Source organism: Streptomyces sp. NPDC051105, assembly GCF_040682795.1.
Classification (GTDB): Bacteria; Actinomycetota; Actinomycetes; order Streptomycetales; family Streptomycetaceae; genus Streptomyces.
Genome location: NZ_JBFBBR010000010.1, coordinates 91,080 through 108,514, shown reverse-complemented (window position 1 = coordinate 108,514; position 17,435 = coordinate 91,080). Strand labels below are relative to the sequence as shown.

Genomic DNA, 17,435 nt, shown 5'->3' with positions numbered 1-17,435 from the left:
CTGAAGAGCACGAGAAGGCCAATTCCGCTTACCGGCCCCTGTTTAGATCACTCCCGGGTACCTAGAATCCGTCCACATCTTGAGCTCAGCCCAAGCGTCAAGGAGGACGAATGGCGGGGCTTTCTACCCCTCATCAGTTCGGTCACCCCACAACCCTCGCGGCCGCGGTCCTGACCGACGACAACCGGGTCCTGGTCGCGGTGATCGCCGTCGTGGCGCTGGCCGCGCTCGTGGTCGCCTGGATCCTGGTACGCCAGGTACTCGCGGCCGGCGAGGGCACCGACAGCATGAAGAAGATCGCAGCGGCGGTCCAGGAGGGCGCGAACGCCTATCTGGCCCGGCAGTTGCGCACCCTCGGCGTATTCGCCGTCGTGGTGTTCTTCCTGCTCTTGCTGCTGCCCGCGGACGACTGGAATCAACGCGCCGGCCGATCGATCTTCTTCTTGATCGGCGCGGCCTTCTCGGCGGCCACCGGCTATATCGGCATGTGGCTCGCCGTACGCAGCAATGTCCGCGTCGCCGCGGCCGCCCGGGAAGCCACCCCGGCGGAAGGCGAACCGGAAAAGGATCTCACCGCCGTCTCGCACAAAGCCATGAAGATCGCTTTCCGCACAGGCGGCGTGGTCGGCATGTTCACGGTGGGGCTCGGCCTGCTCGGCGCCTCCTGTGTGGTGCTGGTGTACGCGGCCGACGCGCCGAAGGTGCTCGAAGGATTCGGCCTCGGTGCCGCCCTGATCGCCATGTTCATGCGTGTCGGCGGCGGCATCTTCACCAAGGCCGCCGACGTCGGCGCCGACCTGGTCGGCAAGGTCGAACAGGGCATTCCGGAGGACGACCCGCGCAATGCCGCGACCATCGCTGACAACGTGGGCGACAACGTCGGCGACTGCGCGGGCATGGCGGCCGACCTCTTCGAGTCGTACGCGGTGACCCTGGTCGCCGCGCTGATCCTCGGCAAGGCGGCCTTCGGGGACGCGGGTCTCGCCTTCCCGCTCCTGGTACCGGCCATCGGTGTGCTTACCGCCATGATCGGCATCTTCGCGGTCGCCCCGCGCCGCAGCGACCGCAGCGGCATGAGCGCCATCAACCGCGGTTTCTTCATCTCCGCGGTGATCTCGCTCGCACTGGTCGCGATCGCGGTCTTCGTGTATCTGCCGGGGAAGTACGCCGACCTCGACGGCATCTCCGACGCGGCCATCAGGACCAAGGACGGCGATCCGCGGATCCTCGCGCTGGTCGCCGTCGCCATCGGCATCCTGCTGGCGGCCGTCATCCAGCAGCTGACCGGCTACTTCACCGAGACCAACCGGCGTCCGGTCATGGACATCGGCAAGTCCTCGCTGACCGGCCCGGCCACCGTAGTCCTCGCCGGCATCTCGATCGGCCTCGAATCGGCCGTCTACACCGCCCTGTTGATCGGCCTCGGCGTCTACGGGGCGTTCCTGCTGGGCGGCACGTCGATCATGCTGGCGCTGTTCGCGGTGGCGCTGGCCGGCACCGGCCTGCTCACCACGGTCGGTGTGATCGTCGCCATGGACACCTTCGGGCCGGTCTCCGACAACGCCCAGGGCATCGCCGAGATGTCCGGTGACGTCCAGGGCGCGGGCGCGCAGGTGCTCACCAACCTGGACGCCGTCGGCAACACCACCAAGGCCATCACCAAGGGCATCGCCATCGCCACCGCCGTCCTCGCGGCGTCGGCGCTCTTCGGGTCGTACCGGGACGCGATCACCACGAACGTGCAGGACGTGGGGGTGAAACTGACCGGTACGGGCGCTCCGTTGACCCTGTCGATGGACATCTCGCAGCCCAACAACCTCGTCGGCCTCATCGCCGGCGCGGCGGTCGTCTTCCTCTTCTCCGGACTCGCCATCAACGCGGTGTCGAGGTCGGCGGGTTCGGTGGTCTACGAGGTGCGGCGGCAGTTCCGCGAGCACCCCGGGATCATGGACTACACGGAGACGCCCGAGTACGGCAAGGTCGTCGACATCTGCACCAAGGACGCCCTGCGCGAGCTGGCCACGCCGGGACTGCTCGCCGTGATGGCGCCCATCTTCATCGGGTTCACGCTCGGCGTCGGGGCCCTCGGCTCCTATCTCGCCGGCGCGATCGGCGCGGGCACCCTGATGGCCGTCTTCCTGGCCAACTCCGGCGGTGCCTGGGACAACGCCAAGAAACTCGTCGAGGACGGCCACTACGGCGGCAAGGGCAGCGAGGCCCACGCCGCCACGGTGATCGGCGACACCGTCGGCGACCCCTTCAAGGACACCGCGGGACCCGCGATCAACCCGCTGCTCAAGGTCATGAACCTGGTCTCGCTGCTCATCGCACCAGCGGTGATCAAGTTCTCGTACGGCCATGACAAGAGCATCGGCGTCCGGATCCTGATCGCGGTTCTCGCGCTGGTCGTGATCGTCGGAGCGGTGTACGTCTCCAAGCGGCGCGGTATCGCCGTCGGCGACGACGAGGACAGTGCGGAACGCGTGGCCAAGTCGGCCGATCCAGCGGTGGTTTCGTAAGCGGTCTTAAGACGGCCGCCAGGGCTCTCGCGAGGGGGCTCGGCCAACGAGCGGGCGGATGGCGTGTAGTGACACGCCGTCCGCCCGTTTCGTGCGCCGGGGGCGCCCGCCGGTGCTCGTGCGTGGCCGAGTGGGTCGCGCTCTCCGGCTCCGGGTGTGCCCGTCGTCTCGTCGTGAGCCTTCTCTCCCACGGTGCAAAGCTGCCTAAAAGCGTACTTAATGGACGCTGTCCATGGGGGTGCTGTCCGTGCGCCGTGTAGATTCCGGGGGCCGAGAGCCATTGAAGGGACCTATCCGGTGAACAAGAAGCTCACGGCCGCACTGTCCGGCGGTGCGGTACTGGTAGTGGCGCTGTCCGGGTGCAGCAGCAACAAGGGCACCGACCCCAAGCTGATCGCCTGGGCCAAGACCGTGTGCGACGCGGTGCCGGCGCAGGACGCGAAGATCAAGGCGGCCAACGAGGCCATCGCGCAGACGGCCTCGGACACCACGAGTTCGCCCGCGACCATCCAGAAGACCGACTCCCAGGCCTTCCAGGACATGTCCGACGGCTACAAGGCGCTCGCCACGGCCATCGGCAGCGCCGGCGCGCCCCCCGGGATCGACGACGGCGCCAAGCGCCAGCAGGACGTCGTCAAGAACCTCAACAGCCTCGCCGCGTCCTATGCCGACCTGAAGAAGAAGGTCGACGGGCTCAACACGAAGAGCCAGGCGAAGTTCGCCTCCGGTCTGCACGACGTCGCCTCCCAGATGGCGGACCTGGAGACGCAGAACAAGAGCGGCACCGCAGCGCTTCAGGCCCTGGAGCAGGGCGAGGTCAAGAACGCGATCGCCGAGCAGGCCAGCTGCAAGAAGGTCTCCGTGACGACGTCGGCGTCGGCGTCGGCCTCGACGACCACGAGCTGACGACACGAGTCGGCCTCCGCCGCTGAGGCCCGGTGTCTGGCGCGGGGGGCTGAGGTCCGCTGGGGGTTCGGTGTCTGGCGCGGGGGCTGAGGTTTGCCGCGGGTCCGGTCTCCCGCGCAGGGGTCCGAGGTTCGCTGCGGAGGTCCGCGCTCTGGCGCGGGGTCCGGCGATCGCTCCGGAAGCCGGAAGCCGGAAGCCGGATGCTGAGGGGGCCCCGGTGAACCTTTGGGCGCCCGGAGTCGCAGGGCGTGCCCCCAGGGGTCGGCGGGTGCCGGCAAGAGCCTCGGTCGCCGCGAGCTGAGGCGGTGTCCGCAAGGGGGCGCGGGCCACAATGGAGGACGTGACTGACTCCGGCCTCGCCACCCTGCCCGCTTCCGACCGCCCCGATGTCGCCGCCCGGCTGCGCACCGCCCTGCTGGGCGCCTCCTTCACCGCCGACGGGCTCCTGGAACTGCTCGGCGCGCCCGCGTACGCGGCGCTGGCCCGCAGTGAGACGGTGCCCGCCCTCCGGGCCACCCGCGGGGAGACACCGCTGGAGACGCTCGTCCGGCTGTTCCTGCTCCAGCAGCCCGTGCCGCACGCGCGCGTGGCGGACATGCTGCCCGTCGACGACCTTCTGGGAAGCGGCTGGCTGACCCGCGCCGGCGGCGACGAGGTCGCGGCCACCGTGGACGTACGGCCGTACGGCGGGCCCGATGGCGAGGACTGGTTCATCGTCTCGGACCTCGGCTGCGCGGTCGGCGGCGCCGGCGGCATCGGGCAGCGCCACGAGGGTGTCGTCCTGGGCGTCGGCGGCGCGTCCACGACGCTGGCCGGCATCACCGTCCGCACGCCTGTCTCGGCCGCCCTCGACCTCGGCACCGGCTCCGGAATCCAGGCTCTGCACGCCGCCCAGCACGCCACGCGCGTGACGGCGACCGACCTCAACCCGCGTGCGCTGCACATCACGGCGCTCACGCTGGCGCTGTCCGGCGCCCCCACGGCCGACCTGCGCGAGGGCTCGCTGTTCGAGCCCGTCAAAGAGGGGGAGACGTACGACCTCATCGTGTCCAACCCACCGTTCGTGATCTCGCCGGGGGCCCGACTGACGTACCGGGACGGCGGGATGAGCGGGGACGATCTGTGCCGCTCGCTCGTTCAACAGGCCGGGGAGCGGCTGACCGAGGGCGGGTTCGCGCAGTTCCTCGCCAACTGGCAGCACGTCGCGGGGGAGGACTGGCAGGACAGGGTCAGGTCGTGGGTGCCGCGCGGGTGCGACGCGTGGATCGTCCAGCGCGAGGTGCAGGACGTCAACCAGTACGCCGAGCTGTGGCTCCGGGACTCCGGCGACCATCGCGGGGACACGGCGGAGTACCAGGCGCGGTACGACGCGTGGCTCGACGAGTTCGAGGGGCGCAAGGTCAAGGGGGTGGGATTCGGCTGGATCACGTTGCGGAAGACCGGGGCCGCCGTGCCTTCGGTCACAGTGGAGGAATGGCCGCATCCGATCGAACAGCCGCTCGGCGAGACGATCCGCGCGCACTTCGAGCGCCTCGACTATCTCCGTGAGCATGACGACGCGGATCTGCTCGAAGGCCACTTCAGGCTCGCCGTCGAGGTGGTCCAGGAGCAGGTCGGGCTGCCCGGTGCGGAGGACCCGGAGCATGTGGTGCTGCGCCAGCACCGCGGGATGCGCCGCGCGACCAAGGTGGACACGGTGGGCGCCGGGTTCGCAGGGGTGTGCGACGGCTCGCTGAGCGCGGGGCGGATTCTCGACGCCATCGCTCAGCTGGTGGGCGAGGACCCGGTGTTGCTCCGCGACCGCACGCCCGCGCAGATCCGGCTGCTGGTGGAACAGGGGTTCCTGGAGCCGACGGGCTGACGAAGGGGGAGGCCGGACCGGGAGGCCGCGCTGACGGAGGGGGACGCGCCGGCCTGCCCCGCCCGGGAGGCGCCGCCGTGGGACGCGCCGGCCTGCCCCGCCGCCCTGTCCCGCCCGGGACGCGCCGCCCTGCCCCGCCCGGGACGCACCGCCCCGCCCCGCCGGGGACGCGCCGGCCTCGGCAGGGCGCTGCCGGGGCGTTCCGGCCGTCCCCGGACACGCGGGGATGGAAAAGGGCCGGAAAAATGTGGCCAGAATGTTCACCTCGTAGCCATTCGATCGTATGTTCGAGTGAGTGTCGGTGTCTCGTTCACCTCGATTTCGCCCGCCCGCCTCCCGCCCGCCGCCCGCTCGTGTCAGTCTCCCGGCGCTGGGCAGTCACGGACGGCAGGGAAGGGGCGCGCGGGCCATGGAGAGCGGACCGGCGATCTTCGCAGGGGTGGTGTTCGCCCTGTTCGGAGGCGCACTGCTGGTGTGGACCGGCATCCGGGTCCGGCGTGGTGAACCCGTCGCCCATGGTGTGAGTCAGGTCGCATCGGCGACCCTCGCGAGCCTCGCCGCGGTGATCGTGCTGGGCGTCGGGGCGTACTGCCTGACCCGCCTCTGACGACGCCGTTCCGGTAATCGGAGCATCACGCTCCGGACAGGGCCGAGAGAGCGGCCGGGGACTCCGGGCGGCAGGAATGGCGGTAGTCGGGTTACCGTTCGAGTGGCCGTTGTGGGCTTTTCCCGTTTGACACGGGGGCGGGATGTACCGTCACACTCCGCAGCGTCACCAAGTGAGCGGGTATCCGTGCCCGTGCCACGACCCCGGGAGCAAGGCCTGGGGAGGCCCCAGCGTCGACCGGAGAGAAGAGCGAAGTTGTCCCCGACCAGCGAGACCGCACAGGGCGGCCGCCGACTCGTCATCGTCGAGTCGCCTGCCAAGGCGAAGACGATCAAGGGCTATCTGGGCCCCGGATACGTCGTCGAAGCGAGCGTCGGGCACATCCGTGACCTTCCCAACGGCGCCGCGGAGGTGCCCGAGAAGTACACCGGCGAGGTCCGGCGCCTCGGCGTGGACGTCGAGCACGACTTCGAGCCGATCTACGTCGTCAACGCCGACAAGAGGGCGCAGGTCAAGAAGCTCAAGGACCTGCTGAAGGACTCCGACGAGCTCTTCCTTGCCACCGATGAGGACCGCGAGGGCGAGGCCATCGCGTGGCACCTCCTGGAGGTCCTCAAGCCCAAGGTCCCGGTCAAGCGGATGGTCTTCCACGAGATCACCAAGGACGCGATCCGCGAGGCCGTCGCCAATCCGCGCGACCTGAACCAGCGCATGGTCGACGCCCAGGAGACCCGCCGCATCCTCGACCGCCTCTACGGCTACGAGGTCTCGCCGGTCCTGTGGAAGAAGGTCATGCCGCGTCTGTCGGCCGGCCGTGTCCAGTCCGTCGCGACCCGGCTCGTGGTCGAGCGGGAACGCGACCGCATCGCGTTCCGTTCCGCCGACTACTGGGACCTGACGGGCACCTTCGCGACCGGCCGCGCGGGCGATCCGTCGGACCCGTCCTCGCTCGTCGCCCGCCTGCAGGCCGTCGACGGCAGGCGCGTCGCACAGGGCCGTGACTTCGACTCGCTCGGGCAGCTGAAGACCGCGAACACCCTCCACCTCGACGAGGTGAACGCACGCGCCCTCGCCGCCGCCCTGGAGAACACCCGGTTCGCGGTCCGCTCGGTCGAGTCCAAGCCGTACCGCCGCTCGCCGTACGCCCCGTTCCGTACGACGACCCTCCAGCAGGAGGCCAGCCGCAAGCTCGGCTTCGGCGCGAAGGCCACCATGCAGGTGGCCCAGAAGCTGTACGAGAACGGCTACATCACGTACATGCGTACGGACTCCACGACGCTGAGCGACACCGCGATCGCGGCCGCCCGTGCCCAGGTCACGCAGCTGTACGGCGCCGACTACCTGCCCTCGTCCCCCCGCGTGTACGCCGGGAAGGTCAAGAACGCCCAGGAGGCGCACGAGGCGATCCGACCCTCGGGTGATCGTTTCCGCACCCCGGCGGAGACCGGCCTGACCGGCGACCAGTTCAGGCTCTACGAGCTGATCTGGAAGCGGACCGTCGCCTCCCAGATGAAGGACGCGACCGGTAACAGCGTCACCGTGAAGATCGCCGGCACCGCCGCCGACGGCCGGGACGTCGAGTTCAGCGCCTCCGGCAAGACGATCACCTTCCACGGCTTCCTCAAGGCCTACGTCGAGGGCGCCGACGACCCGAACGCCGAGCTGGACGACCGCGAGCGCCGGCTGCCCCAGGTCGCCGAGGGCGACGCGCTCTCCGCCGAGGAGATCACGGTCGACGGGCACTCCACCAAGCCCCCGGCCCGCTACACCGAGGCCTCGCTGGTCAAGGAGCTGGAAGAGCGCGAGATCGGCCGCCCGTCGACGTACGCGTCGATCATCGGCACGATCCTCGACCGCGGCTATGTCTTCAAGAAGGGCACGGCCCTCGTGCCGTCCTTCCTGTCCTTCGCCGTGGTCAACCTGCTGGAGAAGCACTTCGGCCGGCTGGTCGACTACGACTTCACCGCCAGGATGGAGGACGACCTCGACCGCATCGCCGCCGGCCAGGCCCAGGCGGTGCCGTGGCTGCGGCGCTTCTACTTCGGCGAGGGCGCGTCCACCGGCGGTGCGGCCGACGCGGGCAACGGCGACGGCGACCACCTCGGCGGCCTCAAGGAGCTGGTGACCGACCTGGGCGCGATCGACGCGCGCGAGGTGTCGTCGTTCCCGGTGGGCAACGGCATCGTGCTGCGGGTCGGCCGTTACGGCCCCTACGTCGAGCGCGGCGAGAAGGACTCCGAGGGCCACCAGCGCGCGGACGTGCCGGAGGACCTGGCGCCCGACGAGCTCTCCGTCGAGCTCGCGGAGGAGCTGCTCGCCAAGCCGAGCGGCGACTTCGAGCTGGGCGCCGACCCGGAGACGGGCCACCAGATCATCGCCCGTGACGGCCGCTACGGCCCGTACGTCACCGAGGTGCTCCCCGAGGGCACCCCGAAGACCGGCAAGAACGCGGTCAAGCCGCGTACGGCGTCGCTCTTCAAGACCATGTCCCTGGACACGGTCACCTTGGCGGACGCCCTCAAGCTGATGTCGCTGCCGCGTGTTGTCGGCGCCGACGCCGAGGGCCAGGAGATCACCGCGCAGAACGGGCGCTACGGGCCGTACCTGAAGAAGGGCACGGACTCGCGTTCGCTCACCTCCGAGGACCAGCTCTTCACGATCACCCTCGAAGAGGCGTTGGCGATCTACGCCCAACCCAAGCAGCGGGGCCGGGCCGCCGCCAAGCCGCCGCTGAAGGAGCTGGGCACCGACCCGGTCAGCGAGAAGCCGGTCGTGGTGAAGGACGGCCGCTTCGGGCCGTACGTCACCGACGGGGAGACCAACGCGACCCTGCGCTCCGGCGACAGCGTCGAGGAGATCACCCCGGAGCGCGGGTTCGAGCTGCTCGCCGAGAAGCGGGCCAAGGCCCCCGCCAAGAAGACGGCGAAGAAGGCGCCCGCGAAGAAGACGGCGGCCGCCAAGAAGGCCGCGCCCGCGAAGAAGACGGCTGCCAAGAAGACCGCCGCCAAGACGACGACGGCCGCGAAGAAGACGGCCGCCAAGAAGGCGACGGCTTCCAAGGCGGCCGCGGAGGACTGAGCCACCCTCAGGTACTCATACCGGCCGCACCGGTTCATACCGGTACCACCGGTTCATATCGGCCAGGCCGGTTCATACCGGCCGCACCGGTTCACACCGCCTTCGCAATGCGAACGCCCCGGCATCAACTTGGTGTCGGGGTGTGCGTACCTGTGGACGGTCGCGACGGCCTGTCGGTGGCTGCCGATAGGCTGAAAGCATGACGCCAGCCGAGCAGCCAACGGCCCCCCAGACAGAACCGGACGACGCACTGGTAGCGGATTCCCGCGAACGCGCCGTCCGCTCGCTGTTGCGCCGACCCGAGCTGAGGCGGTTGTGGAGCGCCCAGCTAGTCAGCGGCGTCGGCGACACGCTCGCCCTCCTCGTGCTTGTCGTGCTCACGCTCCAGGCGGCGATCGCGCAGGGTTCGTTCGGCGGTGGCTACCGTGGTGTGGCGTTCGCGGTGGCGATCGTCTTCGGGGTGCGCATTCTGGCCACCCTGCTCTTCGGCGCGGTTCTGCTGGGCCCGCTGTCCACGCTGACCGCCCAGGACGGCCCGCTGGACCGCCGCTGGACCATGGTCGGCGCCGACGGCCTGCGCGTGGCCCTGCTGATCATCGCGCCCCTGTGGATCGACTGGACGCCGGAGAACGCCCTGGCGGTGCTGCTGGTGACGGCCTTCGTCACCGGCGTCGCCGAGCGCTTCTGGACGGTCTGCCGGGAGGGCGCGGCCCCCGCGCTGCTGCCCGCCCCGCCCCCGGAGGGTGCGACGGTACGGCCGCTGCCGGACCACCTGGACGCACTGCGCCGCCTGTCGCTGCGTACGACCTTCCTGGCGGTCCCGCTCGCGGCCGCCGCGCTCGTCGTCGCCTCTCTGATCAACAACCTGCTGGGCACGGGCATCGAGTGGTTCGCCCAGCACCAGGCGGCCCTCGGGTCGTACCTGGCGGCGGGGCTGTTCGCCGCCTCCCTCTCGGTGCTGGTCTACCTGGAGGTGCCCGGCACGCGCACCCCGCGCGCGCGGTCGCCGCTGGAGGGCCTGCGCCGCCCCAAGTCCGGCACCGGCATCGACCGGGGCCGTACCGGCGCCATCCCGCTGCTCGTGACGGCCTGCGCCGCCGTCGCCGGTGCGATCTCCACGGCGGTCGCCGTCTCCGTGCTGCACGCCAAGGACCTGGGCGGCGGCCCGGTCCTGTACGGCCTGCTGGTCCTCGCGCTGACCGGCGGGGTCGCCATCGGCATCCGTACGGCGCCCGCGCTGCTGCCGACGCTCTCCCGCCGCCGGCTGCTCTCGCTGGCCATCGCCTTCACCGGCATCGCGCTGCTGGCCGCCGGCCTGGTCCCGGACGTCACCACCGTGCTGCTGATCGTCGCCCTGGCCGGTATCGGCGCGGGCGTGGCCGCCAACACCGGGCACACCCTGCTCGACCAGGAGACCGAGGACTACCGCAAGGCCCGCACCACCGAGCATCTGCATGCGGTGGTCCGGGTCGCCATAGCGCTCGGTGCGGTGATCGCGCCCGTGGTGGCCGCCCTGATCGGGCCGCACCGGCTGGAGAACGGCAAGTTCGTGTTCGCGCACGGTGGCGCCGCGTTCACCCTGATGCTGGCCGGGGCGCTGCTGCTGCCGGTGGCCGCGCTCGTGCTGGCCAAGGTCGACGACCGCGCGGGCGTACCGCTCCGACACGACCTGCGGGACGCGCTGCTCGGCGGCGACGACCCGGCGCAGGCGCCCACGGCCAACGGGTTCTTCATCGCCCTGGAGGGCGGCGACGGTGCCGGGAAGTCCACCCAGGCCGAGGCCCTCGCCGAGTGGATCCGGGCCAAGGGCCACGAGGTCGTCCTCACCCGCGAGCCGGGCGCCACCCCGGTCGGCAAGCGGCTGCGCTCGATCCTCCTCGACGTCTCGTCGGCCGGTCTGTCGCACCGCGCGGAGGCGCTGCTGTACGCCGCCGACCGCGCGGAGCACGTCGACACCGTCGTCCGGCCCGCCCTGGAGCGCGGCGCGGTCGTCATCTCCGACCGGTACATCGACTCCTCCGTCGCCTACCAGGGCGCCGGCCGCGACCTGTCACCGACCGAGGTCGCCCGCATCAACCGCTGGGCGACCGCCGGACTCGTCCCGCACCTGACCGTCCTGCTGGACGTGGAGCCGGGGACCGCCCGCGAGCGGTTCACCGAGGCGCCCGACCGGCTGGAGTCGGAGCCCGCCGAGTTCCACGCGCGCGTGCGGGCCGGTTTCCTGACGCTGGCCGCCTCCGACCCCGGCCGCTACCTGGTGGTCGACGCCGGCCAGGAGCCCGAGGCCGTCACCACCGTCATCCGGGCCCGGCTCGACACCGTGCTGCCGCTGTCCGAGGCCGAGATCAAGGCCGCCGAGGAGGCGCGCAAGAAGGCCGAGGAGGAGGCCCGCCGCAAGGCCGAGGAAGAGGCCGCGCGCAAGGCCGAGGAGGAGCGCCTGGAGCGCGAGCGCCAGGAGCAGCTCGCCAAGCTGCGCGCCGAGGAGGAGGAGCGCAAGCGCCGCGAGCTGGAGGAGGCGCAGCGCCGCGAGGCCGAACGGCAGGCGGAGGAGGCCCGGCTGCGTGCCGAGGAGGCCCGCAGGCGTGCCGAGGAGGAGCAGGCCCGGCTGCTCGCCGAGGAGAAGGCCCGTGCGGAGGCGGAGGCCCGCCGCCAGGCCGAGGAAGCACGGCGCCGCCAACAGGCCGAGGAGGAGGCCCGGCTGCATGCCGAGGCCGAGGAACGGCGCCTGGAGAAGCAGCGCAAGGCCGAGGAGGCCCTGCTCAAGGCCGAGCAGGCGCGGCGCGCCGCGGCGGAGGCGGCGGCCGCGGCCGACGTGGCCGCCCGGGAGTCGTCCGCGCCGCGACCGACGGCGCCCGGTGTCACACCCGAGGCGACGACCATGCCGACCCCGGTCGTGCGGCCGGACGACGAGCCGCCGGCCGCACCGAGGCGCGCGGTGGACGAGACGACGGTGCTGCGGCCGGTCCGTGCGGACCGCGAACCCGCGCCCCGGGAGTCCGAGTCCGAGGTGACGGCGCAGCTGCCGCAGCCGCCTGCGGGTGCGGCCGACGAGACGGCGGTGCTGCCTCCGGTGCCGGGGGCAGCGGACGAGACGGCGGTACTGCCCTCCGTGGCGCCGGGCGCCACGGACGAGACGGCCGTGCTGCCTCCGGTGGGTGCGGCCGACGAGACCGCCGTACTGCCTCCCGTGCGCGGCGACGCCCCCGCTCCCGCCGACGCCCCGGCGGACCGGATGCCGCCCGGCTTCTTCCGGGACGAGCGGGCGGGCGGCCCGGGCGGGAACCCCGACGGCTCCGAGGGCCGTACGCGTGAGCTGCCGCAGGTCGACGAGGACGGCACGGCCCGGCGACAGCGCCCCCGGCCCGATTGGGCCGAGGAGACCCCGCTGGACGACCTGCCGTCGCTGGCGGACGAGCTGCTGGGGTCGTACGAGGAGGAGGAGTTCGACGACGAGCGGGGCCGCCGGGGTCGCGGGCGGCGCGGCTGACCCGCCCGGGCCGGAGACGCTCGTACGGGGGTGGTGCGGGTCGGGATGCCGGCCCCTGCCACCCCCGTTGCCGTCGGTGCGGCGGCCGTCGGTGTGCCAGACCCGGTCGCCGGCGCGGTGCCTGTCGCGCGGGGCCCGTAGGTGCGGAACCCGTCGGTGCGGAACCCGTTGTCAGTGGGCGCCCGCACAATGGAGTCCGGGCCATGGAACCGGTGGACTCGGGATCAGGGCTCAGAGACCAGGACGTGTGAGGGACGAAAGGGCGGCGTGACCCATGACCGTATGGGACGACCTCGTCGGGCAGGAGCGGGTGAGCGAGGTGCTCACCGCCGCCGCCCGGGATGCCGACGCCCTGGTCACCGCGGCCGCGGCCGACCAGCCGCTGCCGGAGACGTCGAAGATGACGCACGCGTGGCTGTTCACCGGCCCGCCCGGTGCCGGCCGGAACCAGACGGCGCGGGCCTTCGCCGCCGCCCTCCAGTGCGTGAGCCCCGACCGCGCCCTCGGCGGAGTCCCCGGCTGCGGCTTCTGCGACGGCTGCCACACCGCCCTGATCGGCACCCACGCGGACGTCGCCGCGGTCGCCGCCGTCGGCTCCGAGATCCTGGTCAAGGACATGCGCGACACGGTCCGCAAGTCCTACACGTCCCCGGCGACCGGCCGCTGGCAGATCATCCTCGTCGAGGACGCCGAGCGGCTGAACGAGAAGTCGGCCAACGCCGTCCTCAAGGCCGTCGAGGAGCCGGCCCCTCGCACGGTCTGGCTGCTCTGCGCGCCGTCGATCGAGGACGTGCTGCCGACGATCCGGTCCCGCTGCCGTCACCTGAACCTCAGCACCCCCTCGGTGGCGGCGGTCGCCGACATGCTCGTACGGCGCGAGGGCATCGAACCCCAGGTGGCCGCGGCGGTCGCCCGCGCCACCCAGGGGCATGTCGACCGGGCCCGCCGGCTGGCCACCGACCCGGCCGCCCGTGAGCGCCGTGCCGCCGTGCTGAAGCTGCCGCTGCGGCTGGACGAGATCGGCGCGTGCCTGAAGGCCGCCCAGGAGCTGGTGGACGCGGCGGCCGAGGACGCCAAGCAGCTCGCCGAGGAGGTGGACGGCAAGGAGACCGAGGAGCTGAAGGCGGCGCTCGGCGCCGCCCAGGGCGGACGGCTGCCGCGCGGCACGGCGGGCGTGATGAAGGACCTGGAGGACATGCAGAAGCGCCGTCGTACCAGGACCCAGCGGGACAGCCTCGACGTCGCCCTCACCGACCTCACCGGCTTCTACCGCGACGTCCTCGCCCTCCAGCTGGGCTCCAGAGTCGCGATCGCCAACGCGGACGCCGAGGACGCCCTGGAGCGGCTGGCCCGCGCCGGCTCGCCCGAGGCCACCCTCCGCCGGATCGAGGCGATCGCCGCCTGCCGGGACGCCCTCGACCGCAATGTGGCGCCGCTGCTGGCGGTGGAAGCGATGACGATGGCACTCAGAGCGGGCTGAGCCTCGTACCGGGGGCGGCGTTCACGCCGTTGACCGGGGTCACCCGTACGAGCCATGGTCAACACGCACCGCACGTAGATCATCTCTCAGCGTTACGCTCGATTGATGCACACCAGGCGAACCCTCCGCCGTACCCGGATCCGTAGCCATTCCCAGACGCGTACCCGGACTCGCACCAGCGCCCTGACCGCGGCGGCTCTGCTGGCGGCCGCCGCCCTGCTCGTCTCCGCGTGCTCCTCCCCGGAAAGCGCGTCGGCCTCGGCCTCGGCCGGCACCGCCCAGCTGGCCGCGCTGCCCCGCTCGACCCCGTCCGCGCTGGCGCCGTACTACGACCAGAAGCTCAGCTGGCGCAGCTGCGGCGTTCCCGGCTTCCAGTGCGCGACGATGAAGGCCCCGCTCGACTACGCCGAGCCCGGCGCGGGTGACGTGCGGCTGGCGGTCGCCCGGAAGAAGGCGACCGGCAAGGCGAAGCCGCTCGGTTCGCTGCTGGTCAACCCGGGCGGACCGGGCGGCTCGGCGGTGGACTACCTCCAGCAGTACGCCGGTATCGGCTACCCCTCGCAGGTGCGGGCACGCTACGACATGGTGGCGATGGACCCGCGTGGAGTCGCCCGCAGCGAGCCCGTCGAGTGCCTCGACGGACCGCAGATGGACACGTACACCGAGGTCGACGTGACGCCCGACGACCGGCAGGAGACGGCCGAACTGGTCGGGGAGTACAAGAAGTTCGCGGAGGCGTGCGGGACACACTCGGCGGCACTGCTGCGCCATGTCTCCACCGCCGACTCGGCGCGCGACTTGGACATCCTGCGGGCGGTGCTCGGCGACCCGAAGCTGAACTACGTGGGGGCCTCCTACGGCACCTTCCTCGGCGCGACCTACGCGGGGCTGTTCCCGGAGCGGGTCGGGCGGATGGTCCTGGACGGTGCGATGGACCCCTCTCTGTCCGCGCGCCAGATGAACCTGGAGCAGACGGCGGGGTTCGAGACGGCGTTCCAGTCCTTCGCGAAGGACTGCGCGAAGCGCACCGACTGCCCGCTGGGCGCGAAGGGCAGCACGCCGACGCAGATCGCGGACAACCTCAGCACGTTCTTCCGGAAGCTCGACGCGCACCCGATCCCGACCGGTGACGCGGACGGCCGCGGGCTCACCGAGTCCCTCGCCACGACCGGTGTGATCGCGGCGATGTACGACCAGGCGGAGTGGGAACAGCTGCGTGACGCGCTGCGCGCGGCGATGAAGGAGAACGACGGCGCGGGCCTGCTCGCCCTCTCCGACAGCTACTACGAGCGCGATCCCGACGGCCGTTACGCGAACCTCATGTTCGCCAACGCCGCGGTGAACTGCCTGGACCTGCCGCCCGCCTTCACCGGCCCCGAGCAGGTCGAGAAGGCGCTCCCCGAGTTCGAGAAGGCGTCGCCGGTGTTCGGGGCCAACCTGGCGTGGGCCTCGCTGAACTGCACGTACTGGCCGGTGCGGGCCACGGGGGAGCCGCATCGCATCGAGGCGAAGGGCGCCGCGCCGATCGTCGTGGTCGGCACCACCCGGGACCCGGCGACGCCGTACCCCTGGGCCCAGTCCCTGGCCCGCCAGCTCACCTCGGCCCGGCTCCTCACCTATGTCGGCGACGGCCACACCGCATACGGCCGGGGCAGCGCCTGCATCGACTCGGCGATCGACACCTACCTCCTCAAGGGCACCCCTCCGGCGAAGGGAAAGCGCTGCTCATAGGCCCTGCCCACGCCCCGGGGGCCCCGCTGCCGGGGCGTGTCCCGAGCACCCTCGGAAACTGTGTAGACTTACCGACGTCGCCGATCGCACCATAGTGCGGGCGACGCGCCGCCTTAGCTCAGATGGCCAGAGCAACGCACTCGTAATGCGTAGGTCTCGGGTTCGAATCCCGAAGGCGGCTCTACTGGAAACCCAGCTCAGACAGTGTCTGAGCTGGGTTTTTTCGTTCGGTGGACTCGGTGGCGGCGCTCGGTGCGGGCCGGGCGGGGCATGACGGGGTCCCCATGCGGCGGATCGCGTCCTTCGAGAGACGCGACCGGCGTCCCTCGGGGTGTGCGTGGAGGTGCTGCTGCCAGGCGGCACGGCCGCCGGGGCACGACGGTCGTCAGCCGAGGACCCGGATCGGGGTGCCGTCGAGGTAGGCCTGGATGTCCTCCACGGCCTGGCCGTAGTACCGCTCGTAGTTGGCGTGGGACACATAGCCGAGATGCGGGGTGGCGAGCAGTCGCGGCGCGGTGCGCATCGGGTGGTCGTCGGGCAGGGGTTCCACGTCGAAGACGTCGACGCCGGCTCCGGCGATACGGCCCTCGTGCAGCGCGGCGAGCAGGGCGTCCTGGTCGACGATCGCGGCCCGCGAGGTGTTGATCAGATAGGCGGTGGGCTTGAGCAGGGCGAGCTCGGGGGCGCCGATCAGGCCCCGGGTCCGGTCGCCCAGCGCGAGGTGGACGGAGACGAAGTCGCTGTTCGCCAGCAACTCCTCCTTGGAGGAGGCGAGTCCGACGCCGACCTCGTCCGCGCGTTCCTCGGTGAGGTTCTGGCTCCAGGCAGTGACCTTCATGCCGAAGGCCAGCCCGACCTGGGCCACCCGGCTGCCGATCTTGCCCAGCCCGAGCAGGCCGAGTGCCCGGTCGTCCAGGTCGGCGCCGACGGTGGACTGCCAGGGGCCGCCGTCGCGCAGGGCGTTGTTCTCCTGGACGATGCCGCGGGCGAGGCCGAGCAGCAGGGCCCAGGTGAGCTCGAGCGGCGGTGTCGAGGAGCTCTGGGTGCCGCACACCGTGACACCGGCCGCCTGCGCGGCCGCGTAGTCGATCACCGAGTTCCGCATACCGGAGGCGATCAGCAGCTTCAGGCGGGACAGCCGGCTCAGCAGCGAGGCCGGGAAGGGGACCCGCTCGCGCAAGGTGACCACGAAGTCGAAGTCGGCGAGGGCCGCGGCGAGTTCGTCCTCGGTGGCGAAGTGCTCGGTGAAGGAGACGACCTCCACCCGGTCGCCCAGCGTCGACCAGTCGGCGTACGTGCTCGCCACGTTCTGGAAGTCGTCGAGTATGGCGCAGCGGAATCGCATGTCGGTTCTCCCAGGTGTTCTCGCTGTCGGGGCACGGGCGCGCGCCCGGTCCGGGTTCGCCCGGCAGCACGATCCTGCCCTGGTCGATCACGGCAGCGCGGAACGGGTCGGCCCTCAGGTTGAGTAGGCCGCGGAGGGCCGGCCGCCGGGCCGGCGTCATCATGTCCGGGGCGGCGCGCAGGCCGCCGTGCGGGGGTTCCCGTTCCGGCGGCTCGGGTCAGAGGTCGGTCGGTGCGGAGTTCCTGAGTTCCGGGAGGCGTTGGGCCAGGCGGTTGCCGAGGGCCGCGTGGCGGAACTGGTAGGTGCGGCCGAGTTGGGTCCCGGCGACCGGTACGGCGAGCAGCGCGCCGACCGCGTGCCGGCGGGACCAGCCGCATCTCACCGGAGGTCCCGCCGACCGCGTGCCGGCGGGACCTGCCGG

The 17,435-nt window shown here is 71.7% G+C and carries 10 protein-coding genes and 1 tRNA gene; 9 read left to right on the top strand and 2 right to left on the bottom strand.

Annotated features, from left to right (window positions below):
- Positions 1-110 precede the first annotated feature (110 nt).
- From AB0N16_RS24895 to AB0N16_RS24855, 9 genes are all read left to right on the top strand, one after another.
- Complete coding sequence (locus tag AB0N16_RS24895) at positions 111-2,519, top strand: sodium-translocating pyrophosphatase (protein ID WP_365800192.1); 2,409 nt, start codon at positions 111-113, stop codon at positions 2,517-2,519.
- Positions 2,520-2,816: 297 nt separating this feature from the next.
- Positions 2,817-3,425: a small secreted protein gene (locus tag AB0N16_RS24890; protein ID WP_365800190.1), complete on the top strand. Its 609-nt coding sequence runs from the start codon at positions 2,817-2,819 to the stop codon at positions 3,423-3,425.
- Positions 3,426-3,756: 331 nt separating this feature from the next.
- The gene (locus AB0N16_RS24885; RefSeq protein WP_365800188.1) at positions 3,757-5,286 is read left to right on the top strand and encodes a class I SAM-dependent methyltransferase; all 1,530 of its coding nucleotides are present in this window, start codon (positions 3,757-3,759) and stop codon (positions 5,284-5,286) included.
- A 409-nt stretch (positions 5,287-5,695) separates the two neighbouring features.
- Positions 5,696-5,893 (top strand): hypothetical protein, encoded by a 198-nt coding sequence (locus tag AB0N16_RS24880; RefSeq protein ID WP_365800186.1) that lies wholly within the window; start codon positions 5,696-5,698, stop codon positions 5,891-5,893.
- 255 nt (positions 5,894-6,148) lie between these two features.
- Positions 6,149-8,971 carry a type I DNA topoisomerase gene (gene topA, locus AB0N16_RS24875; RefSeq protein WP_365800184.1) on the top strand — a complete coding sequence of 941 codons (2,823 nt, stop codon included), beginning with the start codon at positions 6,149-6,151 and terminating at the stop codon, positions 8,969-8,971.
- A gap of 199 nt (positions 8,972-9,170) precedes the next feature.
- On the top strand, positions 9,171-12,458 hold the full coding sequence (gene tmk, locus AB0N16_RS24870; RefSeq protein WP_365800182.1) for a dTMP kinase: 3,288 nt from the start codon (positions 9,171-9,173) through the stop codon (positions 12,456-12,458).
- A gap of 274 nt (positions 12,459-12,732) precedes the next feature.
- Complete coding sequence (locus AB0N16_RS24865; RefSeq protein ID WP_365800180.1) at positions 12,733-13,938, top strand: DNA polymerase III subunit delta'; 1,206 nt, start codon at positions 12,733-12,735, stop codon at positions 13,936-13,938.
- A gap of 105 nt (positions 13,939-14,043) precedes the next feature.
- The gene (locus tag AB0N16_RS24860; RefSeq protein WP_365800178.1) at positions 14,044-15,669 is read left to right on the top strand and encodes an alpha/beta hydrolase; all 1,626 of its coding nucleotides are present in this window, start codon (positions 14,044-14,046) and stop codon (positions 15,667-15,669) included.
- 107 nt (positions 15,670-15,776) lie between these two features.
- Positions 15,777-15,850: transfer RNA gene (locus AB0N16_RS24855), tRNA-Thr, on the top strand.
- 204 nt (positions 15,851-16,054) lie between these two features.
- On the opposite strand, the gene AB0N16_RS24850 is transcribed toward AB0N16_RS24855, so the two are convergent.
- Positions 16,055-17,014, bottom strand: a complete 960-nt coding sequence (locus tag AB0N16_RS24850; protein ID WP_365800176.1) for a D-2-hydroxyacid dehydrogenase family protein — start codon at positions 17,012-17,014, stop codon at positions 16,055-16,057.
- 217 nt (positions 17,015-17,231) lie between these two features.
- Positions 17,232-17,396, bottom strand: a complete 165-nt coding sequence (locus AB0N16_RS24845) for a hypothetical protein (RefSeq protein WP_365800174.1) — start codon at positions 17,394-17,396, stop codon at positions 17,232-17,234.
- Positions 17,397-17,435: the final 39 nt, after the last annotated feature.

What these genes read in the sequence shown, in the direction of transcription:
- tmk (WP_365800182.1), top strand. Translation starts at nt 9,171, where the DNA reads ATGACGCCAGCCGAGCAGCCAACGGCCCCCCAGACAGAACCGGACGAC.
- AB0N16_RS24865 (WP_365800180.1), top strand. Translation starts at nt 12,733, where the DNA reads ATGACCGTATGGGACGACCTCGTCGGGCAGGAGCGGGTGAGCGAGGTG.
- AB0N16_RS24885 (WP_365800188.1), top strand. Translation starts at nt 3,757, where the DNA reads ATGGAGGACGTGACTGACTCCGGCCTCGCCACCCTGCCCGCTTCCGAC.
- AB0N16_RS24895 (WP_365800192.1), top strand. Translation starts at nt 111, where the DNA reads ATGGCGGGGCTTTCTACCCCTCATCAGTTCGGTCACCCCACAACCCTC.
- AB0N16_RS24850 (WP_365800176.1), bottom strand. Translation starts at nt 17,014, where the DNA reads ATGCGATTCCGCTGCGCCATACTCGACGACTTCCAGAACGTGGCGAGC.
- AB0N16_RS24860 (WP_365800178.1), top strand. Translation starts at nt 14,044, where the DNA reads ATGCACACCAGGCGAACCCTCCGCCGTACCCGGATCCGTAGCCATTCC.
- AB0N16_RS24880 (WP_365800186.1), top strand. Translation starts at nt 5,696, where the DNA reads ATGGAGAGCGGACCGGCGATCTTCGCAGGGGTGGTGTTCGCCCTGTTC.